We start from the raw sequence: 21,527 nt of genomic DNA on the forward strand, positions 1-21,527 counted from the left end.
GGCTTTCCGTTCGGGTCGAGGTCGGCTACTGATCAGCCGCCGCGACCAGTTCCCGGCAGCGCTTCACGTCCTGCGCCATCTGCTCCAACAGGCCCTCCAGCGAGTCGAACTTCGCCTGGCCGCGGACGAAGGCGAGGAAGTCGACGGCGACGTGCAGGCCGTAGAGGTCGAGGCCGACGCGGTCGATGGCGTAGGCCTCCACCGTGCGCTCGGTGCCGTCGAACTGCGGGTTCGTGCCGACGGAGATCGCGGCCGGCATCACCTCGCCGTCCGCGTGCAGCCAGCCCGCGTAGACGCCGTCGGCCGGGATCGCGGTGTGCGGCAGCGTCTCGACGTTGGCGGTCGGGAAGCCGAGCTCCCGCCCGCGCTGGGCCCCGCGGACCACGACGCCCTCCACCCGGTGCGGGCGGCCCAGGATCTCCGCCGCGCCCTCGACATCGCCCTCGGCGACCAGCCGCCGGGTCAGGGTCGAGGAGAACGGCTGCCCGCCCCCCGCCTCGCCGCACAGCACCAGGTCGACGACCTCGACGTCGAAGTCGTAGACCTTGCCCTGCTCGTGGAGGAACTCGACGTTGCCCGCGGCCTTGTGGCCGAAGCGGAAGTTCGGGCCCTCGACGACGGCCTTGGCGTGCAGCTTGTCGACCAGGACCTTGACCACGAAGTCCGCCGGGGACAGCTTCGAGAACTCGGTGGTGAAGGGGAGGATCAGCAGCGCGTCCACGCCGAGTTCCGCCATCAGCTCGGCGCGGCGGTGGTGCGGGGCGAGCAGCGGCGGGTGACTGCCGGGGCGGACGACCTCGCTGGGGTGCGGGTCGAAGGTGACGACGACGACGGGGACGTCCAGTTCACGGGCGCGGTCCACGGCGTGTCGGATGATCAGCTGGTGTCCGCGGTGCACCCCGTCGTAGGAACCGATGGTGACGACGCTGCGTCCCCAGTCCTCGGGGATGTCCTCCAAGCCACGCCAGCGCTGCACTGTGACCGCTCCTCGAACCCGTGTCCGTATTTACCATTGCCTCTTACGCAGGTCTAAGGGTGCCATGCCAGGTGCCTGCGGCCCGCATCGGCATGGGGCCTGTGACCCGACGCACGGACTCGGGGCCGGACGGTCACGCGGGCACCCGTACGCCGGCCAGGTTCTCGATCGTCCGGCGGGCGCTGGGGCCGACCACGACCGCCCACTCCCCCGGCGCCTCCGTGAGCCAGTCCACCACCTGTGCGGCGAAGCCCGGCACCTGCCGTCCGAGCTCGACCAGGCCGTGGTCGAAGCGGGTCGCGCCGTCCGGGGTGCGCACGAGGAGCAGGCCGGTGCGGTGGACGAGCTCGCGCAGTTCCTCGCCGGTGCGCCAGACGGCGGTGTGCAGGACGGCGTCCAGGACGGCGGGGTCCCGTTCGTGCGTGAGGAGGTGCTCCAGGAGCTCGCGGCGCAGGGGACGCGACTCCGGGGCGCCGGGCGCGGCCAGCACTCCGGCCAGGGCGGCCCGCACCTGCTCGGGGCGGTCGCCGTCCAACAGGCCGGTGACCAGCGGGTGGAGGACGGCGCGGGCGGCGGGGCCGTGGTCCAGGCGCCGGTCGACGTACCCGGCCACGTGCCCGGCGGTCTCCGGCCGCCGCTCCAGCGCCTCCCGCACGATCGTGGCGACCCGATGGGCCAGTGCGGGCGTGGTGACGTCGGCGAGGGCGCGCAGGACACTGCCCTCGTCGGCGCGGTCGGGGCCGTGCAGACGGCGTCGGAAGGCGTCCAGGACCGGCTCGGGGTGGGTGCTCAGGGCGGCGAGCAGCGCGCTCGGCGGCAGCTGCGGGTCACCGGCCGCGAACCGCTCCAGCGCCTGCGGGAGGTACGGGGAGCGGGTCTCGGGGTCGCGGACGAGAAGGGCGAGCGCGCCGCCGTGCAGAGGGCCGTCGGCGGGTCGGGCGAGCAGGGCGAGGGCCGCGTAGCGCAGCAGCCTGCGGTCGGCGTCGCTGCGGATGTGCGGGGCGACGCGCAACCCGTACGTCACGGCGGCGGACCGCCGGGCCGGGCGTTCGTCGTGCGACCACCGGTCGACGGCCCGGCAGAGCGCGGACGGCTCCTCCTCCGCCAGGACGGCGAGCAGTTCGTCGGCGCGGGGGTGCGCGCAGTCGACGAGGAGTTCCGTGAGGTCGTCCGGCGCCCGGTGCCGGTGGGTGTGCAGCAGCGCCTGCGCGGCGGTGGCCACGGTGGCGTTCGGGGTCGCGGGCAGCGGCCGCTCGTCGTCGAACCAGTGGGTGAGATACGGCTGGACGGCGGTGGGGTCGGCGGCGAGGAGCCGGGCGACGGCGTCGAGGTAGCGGGGCGCGTCCGCGTCCTGCGGAGCGCCGTCGGCGAGGACCAGGCGGCGCAGGAGGTCGAGGCGGGCATCGGGCGGCAGGGCCAGCTCGGTCCAGAAGGCGGGGCCGAAGTCCGCGAACCGGCCGTGCCCCTCCGCCCCGGCGCCGATCAGGTCCGCGAGCAGCCGCAGGACACCGGTGTACGGCGTCGCGTCGGGGACCCGCCGCAGAGTTTCGGTGAGCAGCCGGGCGGCCCACCACGAGCTCGGCTCGGCCTCCAGGGCGTGGGTCAACTCCCTTAGTTGAGCGGCGAGTTGGTGCGGGCCCTGCTGGCGGGCGAGGAGCAGCAGGGCTTGGACGACGGGGCCGATGCGGTGGTGCGGGACGGGCAGCGGACGGCCGCCCTCCGGTGCGCGACGGCGGTGGACCAGGGCGCGCAGCGCCTCGCCCAGGTCGAGGTGGACGCCCTGGATCCAGTCGGCGAGTTCCTCGTGGGCGAAGCGGTACCCGCGGCCCGCCGGCACGAGGAGGCCCTCGGCGAGGACGGCGGACGCCCAGCCGGTGCCGCCGCCGAGCCGGGCGGGTGCGAGCCCCCAGGGGAACACCGCCTCGAACGAGGCCCGGTCCAGCTCGCCCTGCCCCGGTCCGAGACTGCGCCGGGCGGCTTCGTGCACCTGGCCGGAGACCTTCGCCGCGAGGCGTCGTACGGCGGTGCCGCGCAGCCCGTTCTCGGCGGCGAGGCGGACCGCGACGCGCAGGCACATCAGGTCGAGGTGGGCGGCGAGGACGTCGTCCCGGTCGACGGGCGTCGAGGCGGGCGGGCCGGGGAGGGCGGCACGGACCTCGGAGAGGAGACGGAGGGTGAGCGGGTGCCGGTCGTCGGGGGCGGCGAGCACGGTCTCGGGCACGGAGTAGCGGGCGCGGGCCTCGCACGCCTCGTCGGGGGTGAGGTCGCCGAGACGGACGCAGGGCGGGAGCGGATCTCCGGGCGCGACGCCGCCGTACAGCATCTCGGGCGGGAACTCCGCTCCCGCCCGCTCCCAGTACTCGCCCCGGCAGGCCACGACCAGCCGCGCCCCGGTCTCCCGCAGCCACTCCGCCGTGCCCTCGGTCCAGTCGGCGAGCCGGTGCGCGAGGACCGGGGGCATCTCCTCGGGACCGTCCAGGAGCAGCAGCAGCGGGCTTCCGACGGCCCGTGCGAGCCGGGCGATCCGCTCGGGGGTGACATCGCCTAGATCGGCGCACCCCCACGAGCCGGCGGAGGCCGCCACGATGCGGGCCGCGCGGGCGAGGGTCCGGCGGGCGGCGTCGGCGAGGGAGTCGTCCTCGTCCCTCAGGTCGGCGCCGCGCAGCCACAGGGTGGGGGCCGGCGGTGCGCCCCGGTTGCGCCGGGCGGCGAGGGCCGCGAGTTCCGTCGTCCGGCCGCTGCCCGGGGTGCCGACGAGGCCGAGGACGGCCGCCGGGCTCACCGCGAATCCGGCGAACTCCCGTGCGGGGGCTGCGCGTTGGACCGGCGGCGGCTCGGTGGTGCGGGAACCGGCCCCGGTGTGGCCGGACAGCGCGCCGGGCGGGCCGTCCGAGCCGACGGAGGTGGCCGTGAGCTCCAGGATGCCCGCCAGGTTGAGATCGGCGCCGTACGCGGGCACGGTGGCCGCGTTGCGAGCAAGCAACTCGACGAGCGGCCCGCTGCCGGCCGGAGCGCACGCCGGTGGGGTGAAGGTGTCACCCGCCCCCGCGGGCACCGTCTCCGTCACGCCGGCACCGGCCGCGGGGTTGTCGTCCTCGGACCCCGGAGCGTCGTCGGGCGCCAGAGCGTCGTCGGGCGCCAGAGCGTCGTCGGGCGCCGGTTCGTGCGGGCGGAGCAGCACCGCGAAGCCGGTGTCGCGGTGGCCGGAGCGCAGTGCCGTGCCGACGACGGCGACGACCGCGCCGGTCTCGGCGTCGAGGACCGGTCCCCCGGCCGCTCCCCCGCCGAGCCGCAGCGCGTCCCGGCCCGCCGTGCCGATGGCCAGTTCCAGGGCGCCGTCGAGGACGTGGCGGCGGTCGGTGGCCGTGTACGTCACCGACGTCTCGGTCAGCGCCCGTGCCTCGCGCCAGCAGCCGGCGGTCAGCCGGACGTATCTGCCGGTCTCGACGCCCTCCCGCACGGTCACCGGCAGCGGGTCCGCGCCGAGGCCCTCGGTGCGCACGAGCGCCAGGTCGAGCTCCGGGAGAGGGGTGACCGCGTCGGCCGTCACGACACAGCTGCGGTCGTCGGCGGCGTACAGCACGAGCCGGGGCAGGCCGTCGACGGCCTCATGGCTGGTGATCACCGTGCCGAGGTGGTCGGCGACGAAGCCGGTGCCGCGCGGCCGGCCCGCGAGGTCGCGGATGCGGACCAGAGCGGCGTCCTGGGGGGCGTCCCGAGACGTGTCCCGGGGTGTGCCGCCCCGAGGGGAGTCGTGCCGCGGTGTCCGCGGGCCCCGTCCCGCCATCGCCGTACCTCCCACCGCGCCCGCGTGCCCTCTGTCCGACGGTAGGGGCGGGATGATCAGCGGGACAGATCACGGAACGAACGCGCCCCCCTGCACTCCCTCGGTTCACTCCGAGCGCCTGCCCGGACGGGTGAATGAACGGGGGACGTTGGATACACCCTAGGGGTGGGGGAACCGAGGGGGGACCGTGGAGCGGCGGCGCAGCACAACCCCGTGTTCGCCGCTCCACGGGCACGAAGACCGACAGAGGCGGGAAGCTCTCAGCCGAACACGGCCAGGCTCTTCGCCTTGCTCTTCTGTTCCTCCACCAGCGCCAGGAAGCGGTCCTCGGGGTCGAAGACGGCCACGGCGCCCGCGCCCGCGTATTCGTCCGGCATCTCCAGGCGTACGCCGTTGAGGAGCAGCCGGGCGCGCTTGGCGTCCACGTTCCAGCGGGGGAACGCGGCGGTGGCCGCTTCGGCGATCGGCATCACGGTCAGCTCCTGCTGGAGCTGGTCGAGCGTCTTCGCCGAATCCAGCTTGTAGGGGCCGACGCGGGTGCGGCGCAGAGCGGTGAGGTGACCGCCGACGCCGAGGTCGCCGCCCAGGTCGCGGGCGAGGGCACGGATGTAGGTGCCGGAGGAGCAGACGACGGACACGACCAGGTCCAGGACCGGGGTGCCGTCCTCGGCGACGGCGTCGCGGACGTCGTACACCGAGAAGGAGGAGACGGTGACCGGGCGGGCCGGGATCTCGAAGTCCTCGCCGTCCCGGGCGCGCTTGTAGGAGCGGACGCCGTCGATCTTGATGGCGCTGACCTTGGACGGCACCTGCATGATGGCGCCGCTGAGCTTGGCGATGCCGGCGTCGATCGCGTCCCGGGTGACCTTCGAGGCGTCCGTGGACCCCGTGATCTCGCCCTCCGCGTCGTCGGTCAGGGTCGTCTGGCCGAGCCGGATCGTGCCCAGGTACTCCTTCTCGGTGAGCGCGAGGTGCCCGAGGAGCTTCGTGGCCTTCTCGATGCCGAGGACGAGGACTCCCGTGGCCATCGGGTCGAGCGTGCCGGCATGGCCGACGCGGCGGGTCTTGGCGATCCCCCGCATCTTGGCCACGACGTCGTGCGAAGTGAAGCCCGACGGCTTGTCGACGATGACAAGGCCGTCGGGCGGGGTCTGCTTGTGGTTCATCAGGCGGAGTCGTCCGTCTCGTCCTCGTCACCGGGCTTCTTGTACGGGTCGGCCCCGCCCGCGTAGCCGGCGCCCGCGGACGCCTCGCGGACCTTCTCGTCGGCGGCGCGCGCCTTGTCGAGGAGGTCGTCGATGGTGCGGGCGTTGTCCGGCAGGGCGTCGGCGACGAAGGCCAGCGTCGGCGTGAACTTCACACCGGCCGCGCGGCCCACCTCGGAGCGCAGGATGCCCTTGGCGCTCTCCAGGCCGGCGGCGGCGGCCGCCCGCTCCTCGTCGTCCCCGTACACGGTGTAGAAGACGGTCGCCTCCCTGAGGTCACCCGTGACCCGGGTGTCCGTGATGGTGACGTGGGAGCCGAGCCGCGGGTCCTTGATCCCGCGCTGCAGCTTCTGGGCCACCACCTGCTGGATGAGGTCCGCCAGCCTCTTGGCGCGCGCGTTGTCGGCCACTGGTCCGTCTCCCGTTCTTGTCTCTTCTTGCGTTCTCTGGTCGGTCAATCGTCTTCGCCGTGGATACGGCGTCTGACCGACAGCAGCTCCACTTCGGGGCGGCCTGCGACCAGTCGTTCACACCGGTCCAGTACATCGGTCAGATGCTCCGCGTCACCGGAGATCACGGCAAGGCCGATCTTGGCCCTGCGGTGGAGGTCCTGGTTGTCCACTTCGGCCGCGCTCACCGCGTACTTGCGCTGGAGCTCGGCGACGATGGGACGGACGACGGAGCGCTTCTCCTTCAGCGACCGTATGTCGCCGAGGAGAAGATCGAAGGACAGAGTCCCCACGTACATGTGTAACCGGTTCACCCGCCGGTACGGGCTCGACGGCCCTGCCGCCATGGGACAGGGACATCAAGAACGGTACAACGATCCCGGCGGGCGCTCGACGGAGTTTTACCTCGTGCATGCGTCCTGTGCGCCGCCGGACGCCGCACCGGCCGACGGGAAGCGATCCCCGCCGGCCGGTGCGAACCATGGGTGCTTACACCCGCGGCTTCTCGCGCATCTCGTACGTCGCGATGACGTCGTCGATCTTGATGTCGTTGAAGTTGCCGAGGTTGATACCGCCCTCGAACCCTTCGCGGATCTCGGTGACGTCGTCCTTGAAGCGACGCAGCCCGGAGATGGTGAGGCTCTCCGCGATGACCTTGCCGTCGCGGATGAGGCGCGCCTTGGTGTTGCGCTTGACCTCGCCCGAGCGGACCAGGACACCGGCGATGTTGCCCAGCTTGGACGACTTGAAGACCTCGCGGATCTCCGCCGTGCCGAGCTCGACCTCCTCGTACTCCGGCTTCAGCATGCCCTTCAGGGCCGCCTCGATCTCCTCGATGGCCTGGTAGATCACCGAGTAGTACCGGACGTCGACGCCCTCGCGCTCCGCCATCTGCGCGGCACGACCGGCCGCACGGACGTTGAAGCCGATGACGATGGCGTCGGAGCCGGTCGCCAGGTCGATGTCCGACTCGGTGACCGCACCCACACCGCGGTGCAGGACGCGGATGTCGACCTCTTCGCCGACGTCGAGCTGGAGCAGCGAGGACTCGAGAGCCTCCACCGAACCGGACGCGTCGCCCTTGATGATGAGGTTGAGTTCCTGCACCAGACCGGCCTTGAGCGCCTCGTCCAGGTTCTCCAGGGAGAACCGGACTCCACGCCTGGCGAAGTTGGCGTTGCGCTCACGCGCCGCGCGCTTCTCGGCGATCTGACGGGCCGTGCGGTCCTCCTCGACGACGAGGAAGTTGTCGCCGGCGCCCGGGACGTTGGTGAGACCGAGGACGAGGACCGGAGTCGAGGGACCCGCCTCTTCCACGTTCTCGCCCTTGTCGTCGAGCATCGCGCGGACACGGCCGTACGCGTCGCCGACCACCATGGTGTCGCCGACCCGCAGGGTGCCTCGCTGAACCAGGACGGTCGCGACGGCGCCTCGGCCACGGTCGAGGTGGGACTCGATCGCGATGCCCTGCGCGTCCTGCTCCGGGTTGGCCCGCAGGTCGAGCGAGGCGTCCGCGGTCAGGACCACGGCCTCCAGCAGGCTCTCGATGTTGAGGCCCTGCTTGGCGGAGATGTCGACGAACATCGTGTCGCCGCCGTACTCCTCGGCCACCAGACCGAACTCGGTGAGCTGACCGCGCACCTTGGTCGGGTCCGCGCCCTCGACGTCGATCTTGTTGACCGCGACCACGATCGGCACGTCGGCCGCCTTGGCGTGGTTCAGCGCCTCGATCGTCTGGGGCATCACACCGTCGTTGGCCGCCACCACGAGGATCGCGATGTCGGTCGACTTGGCACCACGGGCACGCATGGCGGTGAACGCCTCGTGACCCGGGGTGTCGATGAAGGTGATCCTGCGCTCTTCACCGTTGACCTCGGTGGCGACCTGGTACGCACCGATGTGCTGCGTGATGCCGCCGGCCTCGCCCGCGATGACGTTCGTCTTGCGGATGGTGTCGAGCAGTCGGGTCTTACCGTGGTCGACGTGGCCCATGACGGTGACGACCGGCGGGCGGACGACCAGGTCGTCCTCGTCGCCCTCGTCCTCGCCGAACTCGATGTCGAAGGACTCGAGCAGCTCGCGGTCCTCCTCCTCGGGGCTGACGATCTCGAGGACGAAGTTCATCTCGTCCGCGAGGAGCTTCAGCGTCTCGTCGGAGACGGACTGCGTGGCAGTGACCATCTCGCCGAGGTTCATCATCACGCCGACGAGCGACGCCGGGTTGGCGCCGATCTTCTCCGCGAAGTCGGTGAGCGACGCACCGCGCGACAGGCGGACGGACTGTCCGTTGCCGCGAGGCAGCATCACGCCGCCGACCGACGGGGCCTGCATGGCCTCGTACTCCTGGCGCCTCTGACGCTTCGACTTGCGACCGCGACGCGCCGGGCCACCGGGACGACCGAAGGCGCCCTGCGTGCCACCACGGCCACCGGGACCGCCGGGACGACCGCCGAATCCGGGACGGCCACCGCCGCCGCCGAAGCCGCCGCCACCGCCGCCGGGGCCACCGCCGCCGGGACGACCGGCGAAGCCGCCGCCGCCACCGGGACGGGCGCCGCCACCGGGACCGGCCGGACGACCTGCGAAGCCGCCGCCACCGGGACGACCGCCGCCGCCGCCGGGACGACCCGCACCGCCGCCGCCACCCGGACCGCGGCCACCGGGGCCACCGCCGGGACGCGGGCCGGCAGCGGGACGCTGCGGCATCATGCCGGGGTTGGGACGCGGACCGCCGCCGGGACGCGGACCACCGGGGCCTGCGCCCTGCGGACGGGGCATGCCGCCCGGAGACGGACGGGAGCCGCCCGGAGACTGCGGACGAGGACCGCCGCCCTGGCCACCGGGGCCCTGCGGACGGGGACCGGCGCCGGGAGCGCCACCGGGACCGGCGGGACGCGGGGCGCCCTGCGGACGGGGCGCCTGCGGGCGCGCCATGCCGGCGTTGCCGCCGGAGGTGAAGGGGTTGTTGCCCGGACGCGGACCCGAGGGACGGGCACCGCCCGGACGCGGGGCACCGGCGCCACCGGGGCGCGGCCCCTGAGCGGCGGCCGGACGCTGGCCGCGGTCACCACGATCGCCGCGGTCACCACGGTCCTGACCGGGCGCGGGACGGCTTGCGGGGCGCGGCGCGCCGGGGCGCGGACCCTGCGAGGCCGGCCGCGGGCCGGACGACTGGGCCGGAGCGGCGGGGGCGGCCGGAGCAGCCGGCGGAGCGGTGAACTCCGGGGCGGCCGGGGCCGGACGCGGCGCGGGCTTGGGGCCCGGACGCGGACCGGGGGCCGCCGGCGCGGGGGCCGACGAGGCGGCCGGGGCGGCGGGAGCCGCCGGAGCCGCGGGCGTCTGCGCCACGGGAGGCTTGGGGGCGGCCGGCCGCGGAGCAGCCGGGCCCGGACGGGCCGCCTGCGCCGGGGAAGGCGCGCCGGGCCTGGGGGCAGCCTTGCGCGGGGCGGCCTTGCCGCCGCCCTGGAAGGCATCAGTCAGTTTGCGGACAACGGGCGCTTCGATGGTCGAAGACGCCGAACGGACGAATTCACCGAGTTCCTGGAGCTTGGCCATGACGACCTTGCTCTCAACCCCGAACTCCTTGGCGAGTTCGTATACCCGGACCTTAGCCACTTCGCTCCTTTTAGGTCCGGGTGTGTCCGGACCGTCGCTACTTCATGGGCGTACTCATCGCGTGCTCATCGAGTGCTCATCGCAATCTCGACCTACTTCCAACTCGCGGGGTACCAGAGCCGCACGGAGGTTCCGCGCGACGCCTTCTTACGGTGTTGCCTGTTCGGCAACGGTCGTCTGCTCGACGTACTGGCGCAACGCATTTGTGTCGAGCGCTCCTGGGGCTCGCAAGGCCCTCGTGAACGCCCGGCGGCGTACCGCCTGGTCGAAACAGACCGGGGCGGGGTGCACATACGCACCCCGGCCGGGCAGCGTACCGCGAGGATCGGGGACGCATGCGTCCTTGATCGCCACGATGCGCAGCAGCTCCGTCTTGGCCGCTCGCTCCCGGCACCCCACACAGGTGCGCTCAGGGCATGCTCCGGCGTGCGTCCGGCCAGACACGGCTAAGTCTACCTCCCCGCACCGACCTCACCCCTGTGGGGCAAGGATCGAACGGTTGTTGTCGTGATCTCAGCCGGTGCAGGCCGAGATCTATTCCCCGGACCTATTCGCCGGGCTGTTCGGTGTCCGGACGGATGTCGATCCGCCAGCCGGTCAGCCGGGCGGCGAGACGGGCGTTCTGCCCTTCCTTGCCGATCGCCAGCGACAGCTGGTAGTCGGGCACCGTCACGCGCGCGGAGCGGGCCGCGAGGTCCACCACCTCGACCTTGGAGACCCGGGCCGGGGACAGCGCGTTCGCCACCATCTCGGCCGGGTCGTCCGACCAGTCGACGATGTCGATCTTCTCACCGTTGAGTTCGCCCATCACGTTGCGCACCCGGCCGCCCATGGGGCCGATGCAGGCGCCCTTGGCGTTCAGACCCGAACGGGTGGACCTGACGGCGATCTTCGTGCGGTGACCGGCCTCGCGGGCGATCGCGGCGATCTCCACCGAGCCGTCGGCGATCTCCGGCACCTCCAGGGCGAAGAGCTTCTTCACCAGGGCGGGGTGCGTCCGGGACAGCGTCACGGACGGGCCGCGCACGCCCTTCGCCACCCGGACGACGTACGACCGCAGGCGCAGGCCGTGCGCGTACGTCTCGCCGGGGACCTGCTCCTGCACCGGCAGGATGGCCTCCAGCTTGCCGATGTCCACGAGCACGTTCTTCGGGTCGCGGCCCTGCTGGACCACGCCGGTGACGATGTCGCCCTCACGTCCGGCGTACTCGCCGAGCGTCGCGTCGTCCTCCGCGTCGCGCAGGCGCTGGAGGATCACCTGCTTGGCGGTGGTGGCGGCGATGCGGCCGAAGTCGGACGGGGTGTCGTCGAACGTGCGGGGCTCCTGCCCCTCTTCGAGGTCCTCGGGGTCCTCCTTCGCCCACACGGTCACATGTCCGGTCTCCCGGTTGAGCTCCACGCGCGCGTGCCGGCGGCTTCCCTCGGTGCGGTGGTAGGCGATGAGGAGGGCCGACTCGATCGCCTCGACCAGCAGGTCGAAGGAGATCTCCTTCTCCCGTACCAAGCCCCGCAGGGCACTCATGTCGATGTCCACGGCTACGCCTCCTCTTCCATCTCGTTCTCGTCGTTCTTGTCCTTGCGGTTGAACTCGACCTGCACGCGTGCCTTGTCGATGTCGCCGAAGGCGAGTCTGCGGGCGGTGGCCCTGCGGCCCTTCACGCCCGGCACCTCGAGGTCGAGTCCCTCGTCGTCCACCGTCAGGATCCGGGCGACCAGCTCGCCGCCCTCGGTGAGCTGGAACCGCACCAGCCGGTCGACGGCGCGCACATAGTGACGGTGCTCGGTGAGGGCGCGCTCCGCGCCCGGGGTGCCGACCTCGAGGGTGTACTCGCCCTCGCCCATCGCGTCCGTCTCGTCGAGCTTCGCCGAGAGCGCGCGGCTCACATCGGCGATTGCGTCGAGGTCGGCTCCGGTGTCGGAGTCGACGACGACGCTCAGCACCCTCTTGCGTCCGACCGAGTCCACGGTGATCTCTTCGAGATCCAGACCCTGGGAGGCGACGAGCGGTTCCAGGAGCTCTCGCAGCCTCTCGCTCTGGGTGGTGCTCATCCGGGTGACTCCTCGGCCGCGTGTGCTGTTGTGGGATGGGGCGCGTGTCTGGTCAAAGGGTATCCGGTCGCAAGGTGTGTTGCCGTCCATCCCGGGGCGCGGAGGGCGGGCGCGGCCGCGAACCGGCGGTGCCGCTGACCGGTGCGGGAGGGACGCGCGGGTACGGTGATCACGGGCCCGCCGCCCTTCCCGACCGTTGGTGTCTTCCGTCGAGTTCCCCGAGGACGTCTGCCGTGCCGTTCCCCCTTCCCAGAAGATCCGTGCTCGCGTCCGCCGCGGGGGCCGCGCTGCTCGTGGGCTGCTCCTCCGGCTCCGAGGAGGGCGAGGAGAGCGTGGGCGACAGCCCGTCGGCGTCCGAGCGGGCACGCGCGCGTGCGGCCCGGGAGAGCAACGGGCTGCTGGTGCGGTACGACGCCGTCCTCGCCGCCCGTCCGGCGCTGGCGGGGCTGCTGGGACCGCTGCGGGCGGAGGTCGTACGGCACGTGGAGGCGTTCGGCGGGACCGAGAAGGCGTCCCCGTCCCCTACGGCCTCCGCCTCCCCCACGGTCTCCTCCCCCACGACCGCCGCTTCGGCCGCGCCGTCCGCCGCGCCCGCGACCGAGAAGGACGCGCTCGTCGGGCTGGCCGGCGCCGAGCGGGCGCTCGCCGACCGCCGGGCCGCGGAGCTGGTGGACGCGCCGGGCGAGCTGGCCCGGCTGCTGGCCTCGGTGGCGGCGGCCGGCGCGGCCCACGCCTATCTGCTGACGGAGGGGACCCGATGACCGACGTGACGAACGAGGAGCTGACGGCGCTCCAGGCGGTGCTGGCCGCCGAGCACGCCGTCGTGTACGGGTACGGGGTCGTCGGCGGACGGGTCGACGAGGGACGGCGTGCCGAGGCGCGGGCGGCCTACGACGCGCACCGGGCACGCCGGGACGCGCTGATGCGCGAGGTGCGGGGCCTGGGCGCCGAGCCGGTCGCGGCGAGCGCCGGGTACGCGCTGCCGTTCGCGGTGGCGGACTCGGCCGCGGCGGTCCGGCTCGCCGCCGAGCTGGAGGACCGGGTGGCCGGGGTCTACTCCGACCTGGTGCGGGCGGCCGGGGGCGCACGGCGTTCGGACGCGGCGGCGGCGCTGCGGGAGGCGGCGGTCCGCGCGGCGCGCTGGCGCGGCGGGAGCGTAGCCTTCCCTGGTCTCGCCGAGCGGACGGGGCAGGCGGGGCCGACGGGTACGGATCCGGCCACGGCCTCGGTGACCCCGGCGGCGTAGCCGGGACAGGGAAGGGAACGACTCGCGCATGGCTTTCGAACCGCCGCAGCGTCTGGTCAGGGCGCTCGGTGAGACGGCACCGGACGGTGACGGCTGGTTGGAGAAGCTGCCGGAGGCGGCCCGACAGGCCGTCGCTCTACGCGAGTTGACCGTGGACCGGGTGCAGGTGCCGGGCGGCCGGACCAGTCTGGTCCTGCTGGTGCGGCACGCGGACGGGACTCCGGCCGTATTGAAGCTGGCCCCGCCCCGGTTCCGGCCCGAGGCCGAGCGGGCGGCGCTGGCGCACTGGGACGGGCTGGGCGCCGTCCAACTGCTGGAGCCCCCGCGGCCGCAGACCCAGTCGCAGCCGGCGGGGGCGCTGCTGCTGGAGCGGCTGCATCCCGATGTGTCGGTGCGGTCGCTGCCGGAGGCGAAGGCGCTGCTGGAGGCGGCGGGCACGTTGCGGCGGCTGTGGGTGGAGCCGCCGGCCGGGCACTCCTTCGGGAGCGTGGCCGAGCGGACCGGGCGGCAGGCGGAGGCGATGCGGGCGAGCGCGGACGCCGAGGTCGTCGTCCTCGTGGACGCGGCCCTCGCGGCCCGGGAGGAGTTGTTGGCGTCGGCCCCCGAGCAGCGGTTGCTGCACGGGACGTTCCGGCAGAGCAAGGTGCTGGCGGGTGAGCGGTCGCCGTGGCTGGCCGTGGGGCCGGATCCGGTGGTGGGCGAGTGCGCGTTCGATCTGGCCCGGCTGGTGCGGGATCGGGTGGAGGATCTCATCGCCTCGCCCTCGGGGGCGGCGACCACGCGGCGGCGGGTGCGGAAGCTGGCCGAGTCGTTGGAGCTGGATCAGGAGCGGGTGCGGGGGTGGACGCTCTTCCGGGCGGTGGAGTCGGGGGTGCGGGCGCGGCGGGTCGGGCGGTCCCGGGATGCGGAGCTGCTGCTGGAGTTCGCGAGCTGGCTGTAGCGGTGTCACGGGCGCCGGTCGTGCGGTGACGGGGCCGGGCAGCGCCCCTCCGCCGGAGGTCCCCGCAAAGGGGCGCTGGGGTCCGGCCGACGTGCCTCCCGAGCCTGCCGACCGGAGTCTCACGGGTCGGCCGTGCGCCGTCGGAGGTCGGCGGGCGCTGCGAGCAGGGCGCCCTCCAGGGCGAGCAGTCGTGTGTGCCGGAGGATGTGGGCGGCCTGGTCCGGGTCCCGGGGGCCGTCCCGTGGGAGTTGCACGGCGGCGGGGTCCTCGTGGGGGACGTGTGCGAACAGGGGGAGGTCGACGGGCGGGAGGCGCCAGGACAGCGGCCGTTCCCCGGCGACGAGCCGCAGCAGGTGCGTGCCGCCCGGTCCCTCGTCGGCGACCGGGGTGATGACGGCGCTCGCCGGGTGCAGTGCGGCGGGCCGGGCGAGGAGGTGCGCCCGACCCGCCGTCAGCCGGCCGGTGCCGGGGCGAGCCTGAGGGCGAGCACCGGGCAGTCGGCCGCGGCCCGACGGGCCCGCTTCGCGGTCCGTGCGGGGACGGGCGCGCCGTCGACGATCGGGTAGCCCCACTCGTCCAGGGTGATGTGTTCCGGGAGGAAGTCCGCGCAGAGGCCGTGGCCCTGGCAGGACGTCCAGTCGACGTCGATCTCGAGACGCTCGGCCGTGCTCATCGTCAGGCCTCCTGGGGGACGGGCAGCAGGGGGGTGTGATCGGTCGCGGTGCAGCGCCCTCGGGCGTGGGCGTCGACCTCGGCGGCGAAGGTCGTCAGGGCGCTGCGGACCAGACGGACGGTGCCGTCGGGGTGGTGACAGGCGCCTCGCCCCTCGACCAGGCCCGACCAGCGGGCGAGGTCGGCGCGCACCGTGCCCTGGGGGCCGGGGGCGGCGAGGGCGCGGAAGCCGGTGGCGATGCGGGGCAGACCGTTGAGGCAGGGGCCGCACTGGCCGGCCGACTGCAGGGCGAGATAGCGCAGGACGCGGGCGGTCTCGGCGAGGCCGCACCGGTCGACCGGGAGCGCGGCGAGCACTCCGGCGCCCAAGCAGCTTGAGTCCAGGGCGAGTCGGGCCGCCTCCCGGGCCGGGATCCAGGTGCCGTGGTAGCCGCCGACCAGGACCGCCTGGGCGCCCTCCAGGGGCAGCAACCGTCCGATGGACAGCCCGTAGGGGGCCTCCACCACCCGGGGTTCGCGGCCCGGCACATGGACCGTGCACAGGACACTGCCGGGCTGGGCCGGGGTGCCCGCCGTGCGGTACCAGTCGGCGCCGTAACGGGCGACCAGCGCGAGGTGGGCCAGGGTCTCCACGTTCTGCACGAGCGTCGGGGCCCGGTGCACCCCGCGCTCGCGGACCGGCGGGCGCTGGTGCGTGGGCAGGGCCGGCCCGCCGGAGACGTACCGGGCGAGGGCGGAGGCCTGCCCGGACAGGAACGACTTGGGCAGCCGGACCACCTTCACGGGCAGCGGGTCCGCGGTGCGCTGGGCCAGCGCCGATTCCAGCCAGGTCGCGCCGTCCTCGACGGCGATGCAGGCCTCCCCCGCGCCGATCACCCGGGCCGCCGTCTGGAGGCCGTCCAGGACGAGATGGGGCGACAGGCGCAGCAGGGTCTTGTCCTTGTGGCCGGCCGGTTCGCCCTCGGCGCCGTTGGCCACGACCACCGGAGCGCGGCCGGTGCGCCGGCCGGCCTCGGCGACGGAGACGAGCTTGCGGTAGGTCGGGAAACCGGCGCCGCCGCGGCCGGTGAGGCCGGACTCGGCGACCGTGCGGAGCACGCTCTCGGGGTCGCCGAGGACCAGGGGGCCGTAGCGCTGACGGTGGGTGGCGAGGTCGGCGGGGACGGCGCCGGGGGCGAGCAGCCGAGGAGGCATGTACAGGTCCGGGAAGGTCGTGGTCACGGTCGGGCTCCTTCGGCGGTGCGCAGGAGGGCTGCGGGGGTGCGGCGGGCGGCGCGGGCGGCATGCGCCAGTCGGGCTGCGCACGCGGCGACCGCGGTGGCGACGCAGGCGACGGTCAGCCAGGTCATCCAGTCGGCGCCGGTGTCCGTGCCGATGCCGATGCCGTGCACGAGGGCGACCGGCCAGGAGGCGTAGGCCAGCCAGTGGACGGCCCGCCAGGTGCGGTGGCCGAGGCGCTCGCGCAGCAGGCTGGTGACGAGGACGGCCAGCATCAGGTCGAAGGCGACCGTGCCGAGACCGAGCCAGAGGGGCTGGTAGTCGGAGACGAAGGGGATCAGGGCGTCGACGACCGTGATGTTCACGTAGCCGTCCACGGTCGCCGACGAGATGTGCAGGGCCAGGAAGGCGGTCGCGGAGAGCGACAGCGTGCGGTGCAGGCTCATCGTGCCGAAGCGGGGCAGACCGGGGACGCGGGCCTTGAGCCGCACCGCGACGCCGAGCAGGACGACGACCGTGAAGAGGACGAGGCAGACGGCGCCGGTGGCACGGTTGGCGTACCAGAGGGTCTCGGAGGTCACGCGGCCGCTCCCCGGGCCGAGTCGGTCGGCCAGCCCGGCGTGGTGACGACCAGGCCCTCCTGACTCACCAGCCGCGCCGGAAGGCCGAGCCGGGTCAGCCAGCGTTCCGCGCCCGCGCCCTTCACCAGGGCGGCCGTGGTCGCCGTGTTGGCGTCGGCGCAGGTGCGGGCGGCGACCGAGACCGTGCGCCACGGGGTGCGGACGGGGAGGCCGGTGCGGGGGTCGACGATGTGGTGCAGGTCGTGGCCGCTGCGGCGCCAGTTGCGGGCGGCGGTGCCGGAGGTGGCGAGACCTCCGCTGTGCAGGCCCACCGAGTCGTACGGGCCTTGGGCGGGCGTCTCGTCGACGGGTCCCGTGACGTCCTGGACGCGGATCTGCCAGCCGCCCGCCGGGGCCTCCCCCGCGACGGCCGTGTCTCCGCCCAGGCTCACCAGGACTCCGCAGCCGGCCGCCTCGGCCAGCGTCCTGACGGCGCGGTCGGCGGCCCAGGCCTTGGCGGTGGCGCCCAGATCGAGGCGGACGCCCTCGGGGACGGTGACCGTGCCGGTCGCGCGGTCGAGGCGCACGGTGCGCCAGCCGGGGGTGCGTCGGACCGTGAGCCGGACCGGACGGTCGTCCTCGCGGACGAGCTGGAAGTCGCGGTCGTAGCCGATGGCGTCCATCGCGGAGCCGACGGTGGGATCCACGGCTCCGTCGGTGGCCTCGGCCGCGCGCAGGGCCACGTCGAGGGCCTCGGCGAGCAGCGGGCTGACCCGGACCGGGCGGCCGGCGGCGGTGTCGAGGGCGGCCAGCTCGGAGTCGGCGCGGAAGCGGCTGCAAGCCGCGTCGACCTCGGCGAGGTGCCGGGCCAGGAGCAGGTTGCAGGACTCCAGCAGGGCCGGGTCGGTGACGACCACGCGGACCGTGGTGCCGAGCGCCCGCCACTGCGCGGCGGCCGTGGTGCGGGACGCGAGCGAGGTACTCATCACGACGCTCCCGACGTGGAGTCGGTGGAGCCGCCGGAGGACGACGAGGACGAGGTGAGACCGCTGTCCGAGCTGTCGGAGCTGCTGGAGCCGTCGGAGCTCGTCGAGTCGTCCGACGTCGTCGAGTCGTCCGCGGACGAGCTGGTGTCGCTGTCGGTCGATGTCGTGCTGTCGGTGGACGTGGTGCTGTCGGTGGACGAGCTGCTCGACGTGGAGTCCGTGCTGCTGCTCGTGCTGGAGCTGCTGCCGCTCGCCGTCGTGGCGTCCGCCTGCATTGTGCCGACCAGGGCGAACACCCCGGCCGCCGCGGCCAGCGTCACGGCCGCGGCGAAGGCCGCCGTGCGCCGTGCGCCTCTGCGGACCGCCGCCGCGGCCCCCCGTTCGTCTTCTCTGGTCGCCATGACCGTTCCCCTCCCGAGTGACGCTCTGTCACGCACTACGGTCGGGGAACGGCCTGAGAGAAGTCTGTGAGCTTCCTTCAGTCTCCCAGAGACGTTTCTGAGGAGTTCCTTCAGACGGTCAGGCGGGCGATCGCCTCGTCGACCGTGAGCTCCTCGCGCTCGCCGGTCCTGCGGTCCTTCAGCTCCAGGACGCCCTCGGCCGAGCGGCGGCCCGCGACCAGGATCTTCGGTACGCCCATCAGCTCGGAGTCGGTGAACTTCACGCCCGGGGAGACGCCGGCCCGGTCGTCGACCAGGACGCGCAGACCGGCCGCGCGCAGCTTCTCGGAGACGTCGAGCGCCAGCTCGGTCTGGAGGGCCTTGCCCGCCGCGACGACGTGCACATCGGCCGGGGCGACCTCGGCGGGCCAGCACAGGCCCTTGTCGTCGGCGCTCTGCTCGGCGAGGGCGGCGACCGCGCGGGAGACGCCGATGCCGTAGGAGCCCATGGTCACGCGGACCGGCTTGCCGTTCTGGCCGAGGACGTCGAGCTTCAGCGCGTCCGCGTACTTGCGCCCCAGCTGGAAGATGTGGCCGATCTCGATGGCGCGGTCCAGCTTGAGGCCGGTGCCGCAGTTGGGGCAGGGGTCGCCCTCCTGGACGACCACGACGTCGACGTACTCGCCGACCTCGAAGTCACGGCCCGCGACGACGTTCTTCGCGTGCGTGCCCTCCTTGTTGGCGCCCGTGATCCAGGAGGTGCCGGGGGCCACCCGCGGGTCGGCGATGTACGTGACCTTCTCACCCAGGCCCTGCGGGCCGACGTAGCCGCGGACCAGGTCCGGGCGGCCCACGAAGTCCTCGGCGGTGACCAGCTCGACGGCGGCCGGGGCGAAGTGCGCCTCGACCTTGCCCAGGTCGACCTCGCGGTCGCCGGGAACGCCGACGGCCACGATCTCGCCGTCCACCTTCACGAGGAGGTTCTTGAGGGTGTCGGCAGGCTGCACGCCGAGGTGGGCGGCGAGGGTCTCGATGGTGGGGGTGTCCGGGGTCGGGATCTCCTCGAGCGCGGGCACGCCGTCGGCGTCCACCGTCTTCAGCTCGTACGTGATCGCCTCGGTGTTCGCCGCGAAGTCGCAGTTCGGGCAGTCCGCGAAGGTGTCCTCGCCGGCCTCGGCCGGGGCGAGGAACTCCTCCGACTTCGAGCCGCCCATCGCGCCCGCCGTGGCGGCGCAGATGCGGTAGTCGAGGCCGAGGCGCGCGAACACCTTCTGGTAGGCCTCGCGGTGCAGGGCGTAGGACTTCGCGAGGCCCTCGTCCTCGGTGTCGAAGGAGTAGGAGTCCTTCATCAGGAACTCGCGGCCGCGCAGGATGCCGGCGCGGGGGCGGGCCTCGTCACGGAACTTCGTCTGGATCTGGTAGAGGATGACCGGCAGGTCCTTGTAGGAGGACGCCTGGTCCTTCACGATCAGCGTGAAGATCTCCTCGTGGGTCGGGCCGAGGAGGTAGTCGCCGCCCTTGCGGTCGTTCAGGCGGAACAGCTCCGGGCCGTACTCGTCCCAGCGGCCGGTCGCCTCGTAGGGCTCGCGGGGCAGCAGGGCCGGGAGCGACACCTCCTGGGCGCCGATCGCGTCCATCTCCTCACGGACGATCCGCTCGACGTTGGCCAGGACCTTCTTGCCGAGCGGCAGCCAGCTCCAGATGCCGGCGGCGGTGCGGCGGACGTAGCCGGCGCGCACGAGGAGCTTGTGGCTGAGCACCTCGGCGTCCGCAGGGTCGTCGCGCAGCGTCTTCGCCATCAACTGGGACATACGCTGGACCGGTGCGTTCGCCATGTTCTCGTACTCCTGCTGGGTACCTGCTGGGTCAAGGGTGATGGCTAGGAGGTTAGCCGGGAGCGCGGCAAGCCCGGAAATCCGTTATGCACGGCGCAGGAGGGGGAGCGCCGCGCCCATCACCGCGTACGGGCGGGGGGCGCTGGGGAAGAGGACCCTGCGGGCCAGGTCCTGGTAGCCCAGGGCGTGGTAGAGGGCGCGGGCGGGACTGTCCGTGTCGATCGCGGAGAGGATCGAGCGGGGTTCGGTCGCGGTGTCGGTGATCGTGGTGATCAGGGACCGGCCCGCGCCGCGGTTCTGGTACCCGGGGTGGACGTGCAGCTCCGTGATCACGAAGGAGTCGTCCAGCCAGTGCTCGTTGCCCTGGGCCCGGAGGTAGGGCTGGACGACGGTGGACCACCAGTGGGTGCGGTCGTTGGGCATGCCGTAGACGAAGCCGATCAGACGGCCCTCGGGGGTCGTCGCTCCGAAGGCCCGCGCGCCCGGGTTCGTCATGTGGCGCAGGACGATCTGGCGTCTCACGGCCACTTCGTCGGGGCCCAGTCCGAAGGCGACGGCCTGGACTGCCAGGGCCTCGTCCACGTGCGCGGGGAGGTCCAGGGGGCCGATGACGAGGTCCATGGCGGGGAGCCTACAGGGGGCTAAAACAGCACGCTCATGAATGCGCCGACCTCCTGGAACCCCACTCTCCGGTAGGTCCGACGCGCCGCCGTGTTGAAGTCGTTCACGTAGAGGCTCACCATCGGGGCCACGTCCGCCAGGGCGTAGCGCAGGATCGCCGCCATGCCGGGGGCCGCCAGGCCCTGGCCGCGGTACTCCGGGGCCACCCAGACGCCCTGGATCTGGCAGGCCTGGTTCGTCGCCGCGCCGATCTCCGCCTTGAAGACGACCCGGCCCCGGTCGTCGAGACGGGCGAACGAGCGGCCGGAGCCCACGAGTTCGGCGACCCGCGCCTGGTAGAGCAGACCGCCGTCGCCGGCCATCGGGGAGACGCCGACCTCCTCGGTGAACATCGCCACGCACGCCGGCATGATCGTGTCCATCTCGTCCTTGCGGATGCGGCGGACGTAGGGGTCCGGGGCGATGTCGGCGGGCATGCGGTCGGTGACCATGAGGGGCTGACGGGTGCGGACCTCTCGGGCCGGGCCCCAGTGGGTCTCCAGGAGACGCCAGAGCTGGGTCGTCGGCTCGGCGGGGCCGACGATCGAGGAGCAGCGGCGGCCTGCCCTGCGGGCGCGGTCGGCGAAGGCGCGGACAGCGCGGGGGGTGGCGCAGATCGGGACCAGGTTGGCGCCCGCGTAGCAGAGGGACGTCAACATGCCGTCCTCGTACCAGCCCCACATCTCGCCGCCGAGCCGCCAGGGGTCGAGGCCCGCGACCTGCACACGGGACGTCACGAAGGCGTTGGCTACGGGCTCGCGGTCGAGGACGGCGAGCGCGGCGTCCAGGTCGCTCGGTTCGAGGACCCGGGAGGTCGTCTGGGTCAACACGCGCGGGGCCTCACACTCAGGTCAGCTGATCCCCGCACTGTACCTGCGGAAGCTTGGTGGTGCCGCCCTGTGTTCTGGTTACCGGAGGTCGGCGCTCACCGTCGGCTGGTGTTGCCGTG

The 21,527-nt window shown here is 73.5% G+C and carries 21 protein-coding genes; 4 read left to right on the forward strand and 17 right to left on the reverse strand.

Annotated features, from left to right (window positions below):
• Positions 1 to 25: 25 nt before the first annotated feature.
• The 9 genes from AB0J04_RS02675 to rimP form a co-directional block, all read right to left on the reverse strand.
• The gene (locus AB0J04_RS02675; RefSeq protein WP_363166549.1) at positions 26 to 976 is read right to left on the reverse strand and encodes a bifunctional riboflavin kinase/FAD synthetase; all 951 of its coding nucleotides are present in this window, start codon (positions 974 to 976) and stop codon (positions 26 to 28) included.
• Between the two features lie 133 nt (positions 977 to 1,109).
• On the reverse strand, positions 1,110 to 4,763 hold the full coding sequence (locus AB0J04_RS02680; RefSeq protein ID WP_363166550.1) for a trypsin-like peptidase domain-containing protein: 3,654 nt from the start codon (positions 4,761 to 4,763) through the stop codon (positions 1,110 to 1,112).
• A 260-nt stretch (positions 4,764 to 5,023) separates the two neighbouring features.
• Positions 5,024 to 5,929, reverse strand: coding sequence for a tRNA pseudouridine(55) synthase TruB (gene truB, locus AB0J04_RS02685; protein WP_363166551.1), 906 nt, complete (start codon positions 5,927 to 5,929; stop codon positions 5,024 to 5,026).
• Positions 5,929 to 6,378, reverse strand: coding sequence for a 30S ribosome-binding factor RbfA (rbfA, locus tag AB0J04_RS02690; RefSeq protein WP_079659156.1), 450 nt, complete (start codon positions 6,376 to 6,378; stop codon positions 5,929 to 5,931). Before rbfA ends, truB begins: the two co-directional genes overlap by 1 nt.
• Before the next feature lie 44 nt (positions 6,379 to 6,422).
• Entirely contained in the window at positions 6,423 to 6,716 is a 294-nt protein-coding gene (locus AB0J04_RS02695) for a DUF503 domain-containing protein (RefSeq protein WP_363166552.1), read from the reverse strand.
• 190 nt (positions 6,717 to 6,906) lie between these two features.
• Positions 6,907 to 10,032 (reverse strand): translation initiation factor IF-2, encoded by a 3,126-nt coding sequence (infB, locus tag AB0J04_RS02700; protein WP_363166553.1) that lies wholly within the window; start codon positions 10,030 to 10,032, stop codon positions 6,907 to 6,909.
• 147 nt (positions 10,033 to 10,179) lie between these two features.
• A complete protein-coding gene (locus AB0J04_RS02705) occupies positions 10,180 to 10,476 on the reverse strand; it encodes a YlxR family protein (RefSeq protein WP_363166554.1) in 297 nt (98 codons plus the stop codon).
• A 103-nt stretch (positions 10,477 to 10,579) separates the two neighbouring features.
• The gene (nusA, locus tag AB0J04_RS02710; protein WP_363166555.1) at positions 10,580 to 11,566 is read right to left on the reverse strand and encodes a transcription termination factor NusA; all 987 of its coding nucleotides are present in this window, start codon (positions 11,564 to 11,566) and stop codon (positions 10,580 to 10,582) included.
• Between the two features lie 2 nt (positions 11,567 to 11,568).
• Positions 11,569 to 12,081 carry a ribosome maturation factor RimP gene (rimP, locus tag AB0J04_RS02715; protein ID WP_363166556.1) on the reverse strand — a complete coding sequence of 171 codons (513 nt, stop codon included), beginning with the start codon at positions 12,079 to 12,081 and terminating at the stop codon, positions 11,569 to 11,571.
• Between the two features lie 233 nt (positions 12,082 to 12,314).
• Between rimP and AB0J04_RS02720 the strand changes: the two genes are divergently transcribed.
• The 3 genes from AB0J04_RS02720 to AB0J04_RS02730 are packed head-to-tail and all read left to right on the forward strand — an operon-like array spanning position 12,315 to position 14,267.
• A complete protein-coding gene (locus AB0J04_RS02720; RefSeq protein WP_363166557.1) occupies positions 12,315 to 12,842 on the forward strand; it encodes a hypothetical protein in 528 nt (175 codons plus the stop codon).
• Complete coding sequence (locus AB0J04_RS02725) at positions 12,839 to 13,327, forward strand: DUF4439 domain-containing protein (protein WP_363166558.1); 489 nt, start codon at positions 12,839 to 12,841, stop codon at positions 13,325 to 13,327. Before AB0J04_RS02720 ends, AB0J04_RS02725 begins: the two co-directional genes overlap by 4 nt.
• 28 nt (positions 13,328 to 13,355) lie before the next feature.
• A complete protein-coding gene (locus AB0J04_RS02730; RefSeq protein ID WP_363166559.1) occupies positions 13,356 to 14,267 on the forward strand; it encodes an aminoglycoside phosphotransferase family protein in 912 nt (303 codons plus the stop codon).
• Between the two features lie 119 nt (positions 14,268 to 14,386).
• On the opposite strand, the gene AB0J04_RS02735 is transcribed toward AB0J04_RS02730, so the two are convergent.
• From AB0J04_RS02735 to AB0J04_RS02755, 5 genes are all read right to left on the reverse strand, one after another.
• Positions 14,387 to 14,521 carry a hypothetical protein gene (locus AB0J04_RS02735; protein ID WP_363166560.1) on the reverse strand — a complete coding sequence of 45 codons (135 nt, stop codon included), beginning with the start codon at positions 14,519 to 14,521 and terminating at the stop codon, positions 14,387 to 14,389.
• A gap of 197 nt (positions 14,522 to 14,718) precedes the next feature.
• Positions 14,719 to 14,940, reverse strand: a complete 222-nt coding sequence (locus AB0J04_RS02740; RefSeq protein ID WP_363166561.1) for a ferredoxin — start codon at positions 14,938 to 14,940, stop codon at positions 14,719 to 14,721.
• A gap of 2 nt (positions 14,941 to 14,942) precedes the next feature.
• Positions 14,943 to 16,160 (reverse strand): NADH-ubiquinone oxidoreductase-F iron-sulfur binding region domain-containing protein, encoded by a 1,218-nt coding sequence (locus AB0J04_RS02745; protein WP_363166562.1) that lies wholly within the window; start codon positions 16,158 to 16,160, stop codon positions 14,943 to 14,945.
• Positions 16,157 to 16,738, reverse strand: a complete 582-nt coding sequence (locus AB0J04_RS02750; protein WP_363166563.1) for a ferric reductase-like transmembrane domain-containing protein — start codon at positions 16,736 to 16,738, stop codon at positions 16,157 to 16,159. Before AB0J04_RS02750 ends, AB0J04_RS02745 begins: the two co-directional genes overlap by 4 nt.
• The gene (locus tag AB0J04_RS02755; RefSeq protein WP_363166564.1) at positions 16,735 to 17,703 is read right to left on the reverse strand and encodes an FAD:protein FMN transferase; all 969 of its coding nucleotides are present in this window, start codon (positions 17,701 to 17,703) and stop codon (positions 16,735 to 16,737) included. Before AB0J04_RS02755 ends, AB0J04_RS02750 begins: the two co-directional genes overlap by 4 nt.
• Before the next feature lie 15 nt (positions 17,704 to 17,718).
• Here AB0J04_RS02755 and AB0J04_RS02760 point away from each other — a divergent pair, with 15 nt between their 5' ends.
• Complete coding sequence (locus tag AB0J04_RS02760; RefSeq protein WP_363166565.1) at positions 17,719 to 18,174, forward strand: hypothetical protein; 456 nt, start codon at positions 17,719 to 17,721, stop codon at positions 18,172 to 18,174.
• A gap of 40 nt (positions 18,175 to 18,214) precedes the next feature.
• On the opposite strand, the gene AB0J04_RS02765 is transcribed toward AB0J04_RS02760, so the two are convergent.
• The 3 genes from AB0J04_RS02765 to AB0J04_RS02775 all read right to left on the reverse strand — a co-directional run bounded on the left by AB0J04_RS02765 (position 18,215) and on the right by AB0J04_RS02775 (position 21,408).
• Entirely contained in the window at positions 18,215 to 19,918 is a 1,704-nt protein-coding gene (locus AB0J04_RS02765; protein WP_363166566.1) for a proline--tRNA ligase, read from the reverse strand.
• Between the two features lie 84 nt (positions 19,919 to 20,002).
• Positions 20,003 to 20,539 (reverse strand): GNAT family N-acetyltransferase, encoded by a 537-nt coding sequence (locus AB0J04_RS02770; protein WP_363166567.1) that lies wholly within the window; start codon positions 20,537 to 20,539, stop codon positions 20,003 to 20,005.
• A gap of 20 nt (positions 20,540 to 20,559) precedes the next feature.
• Positions 20,560 to 21,408, reverse strand: coding sequence for a GNAT family N-acetyltransferase (locus tag AB0J04_RS02775; protein WP_363166568.1), 849 nt, complete (start codon positions 21,406 to 21,408; stop codon positions 20,560 to 20,562).
• Positions 21,409 to 21,527: the final 119 nt, after the last annotated feature.

This window comes from Streptomyces sp. NPDC050263, from assembly GCF_040655955.1.
Lineage (GTDB): Bacteria > Actinomycetota > Actinomycetes > Streptomycetales > Streptomycetaceae > Streptomyces.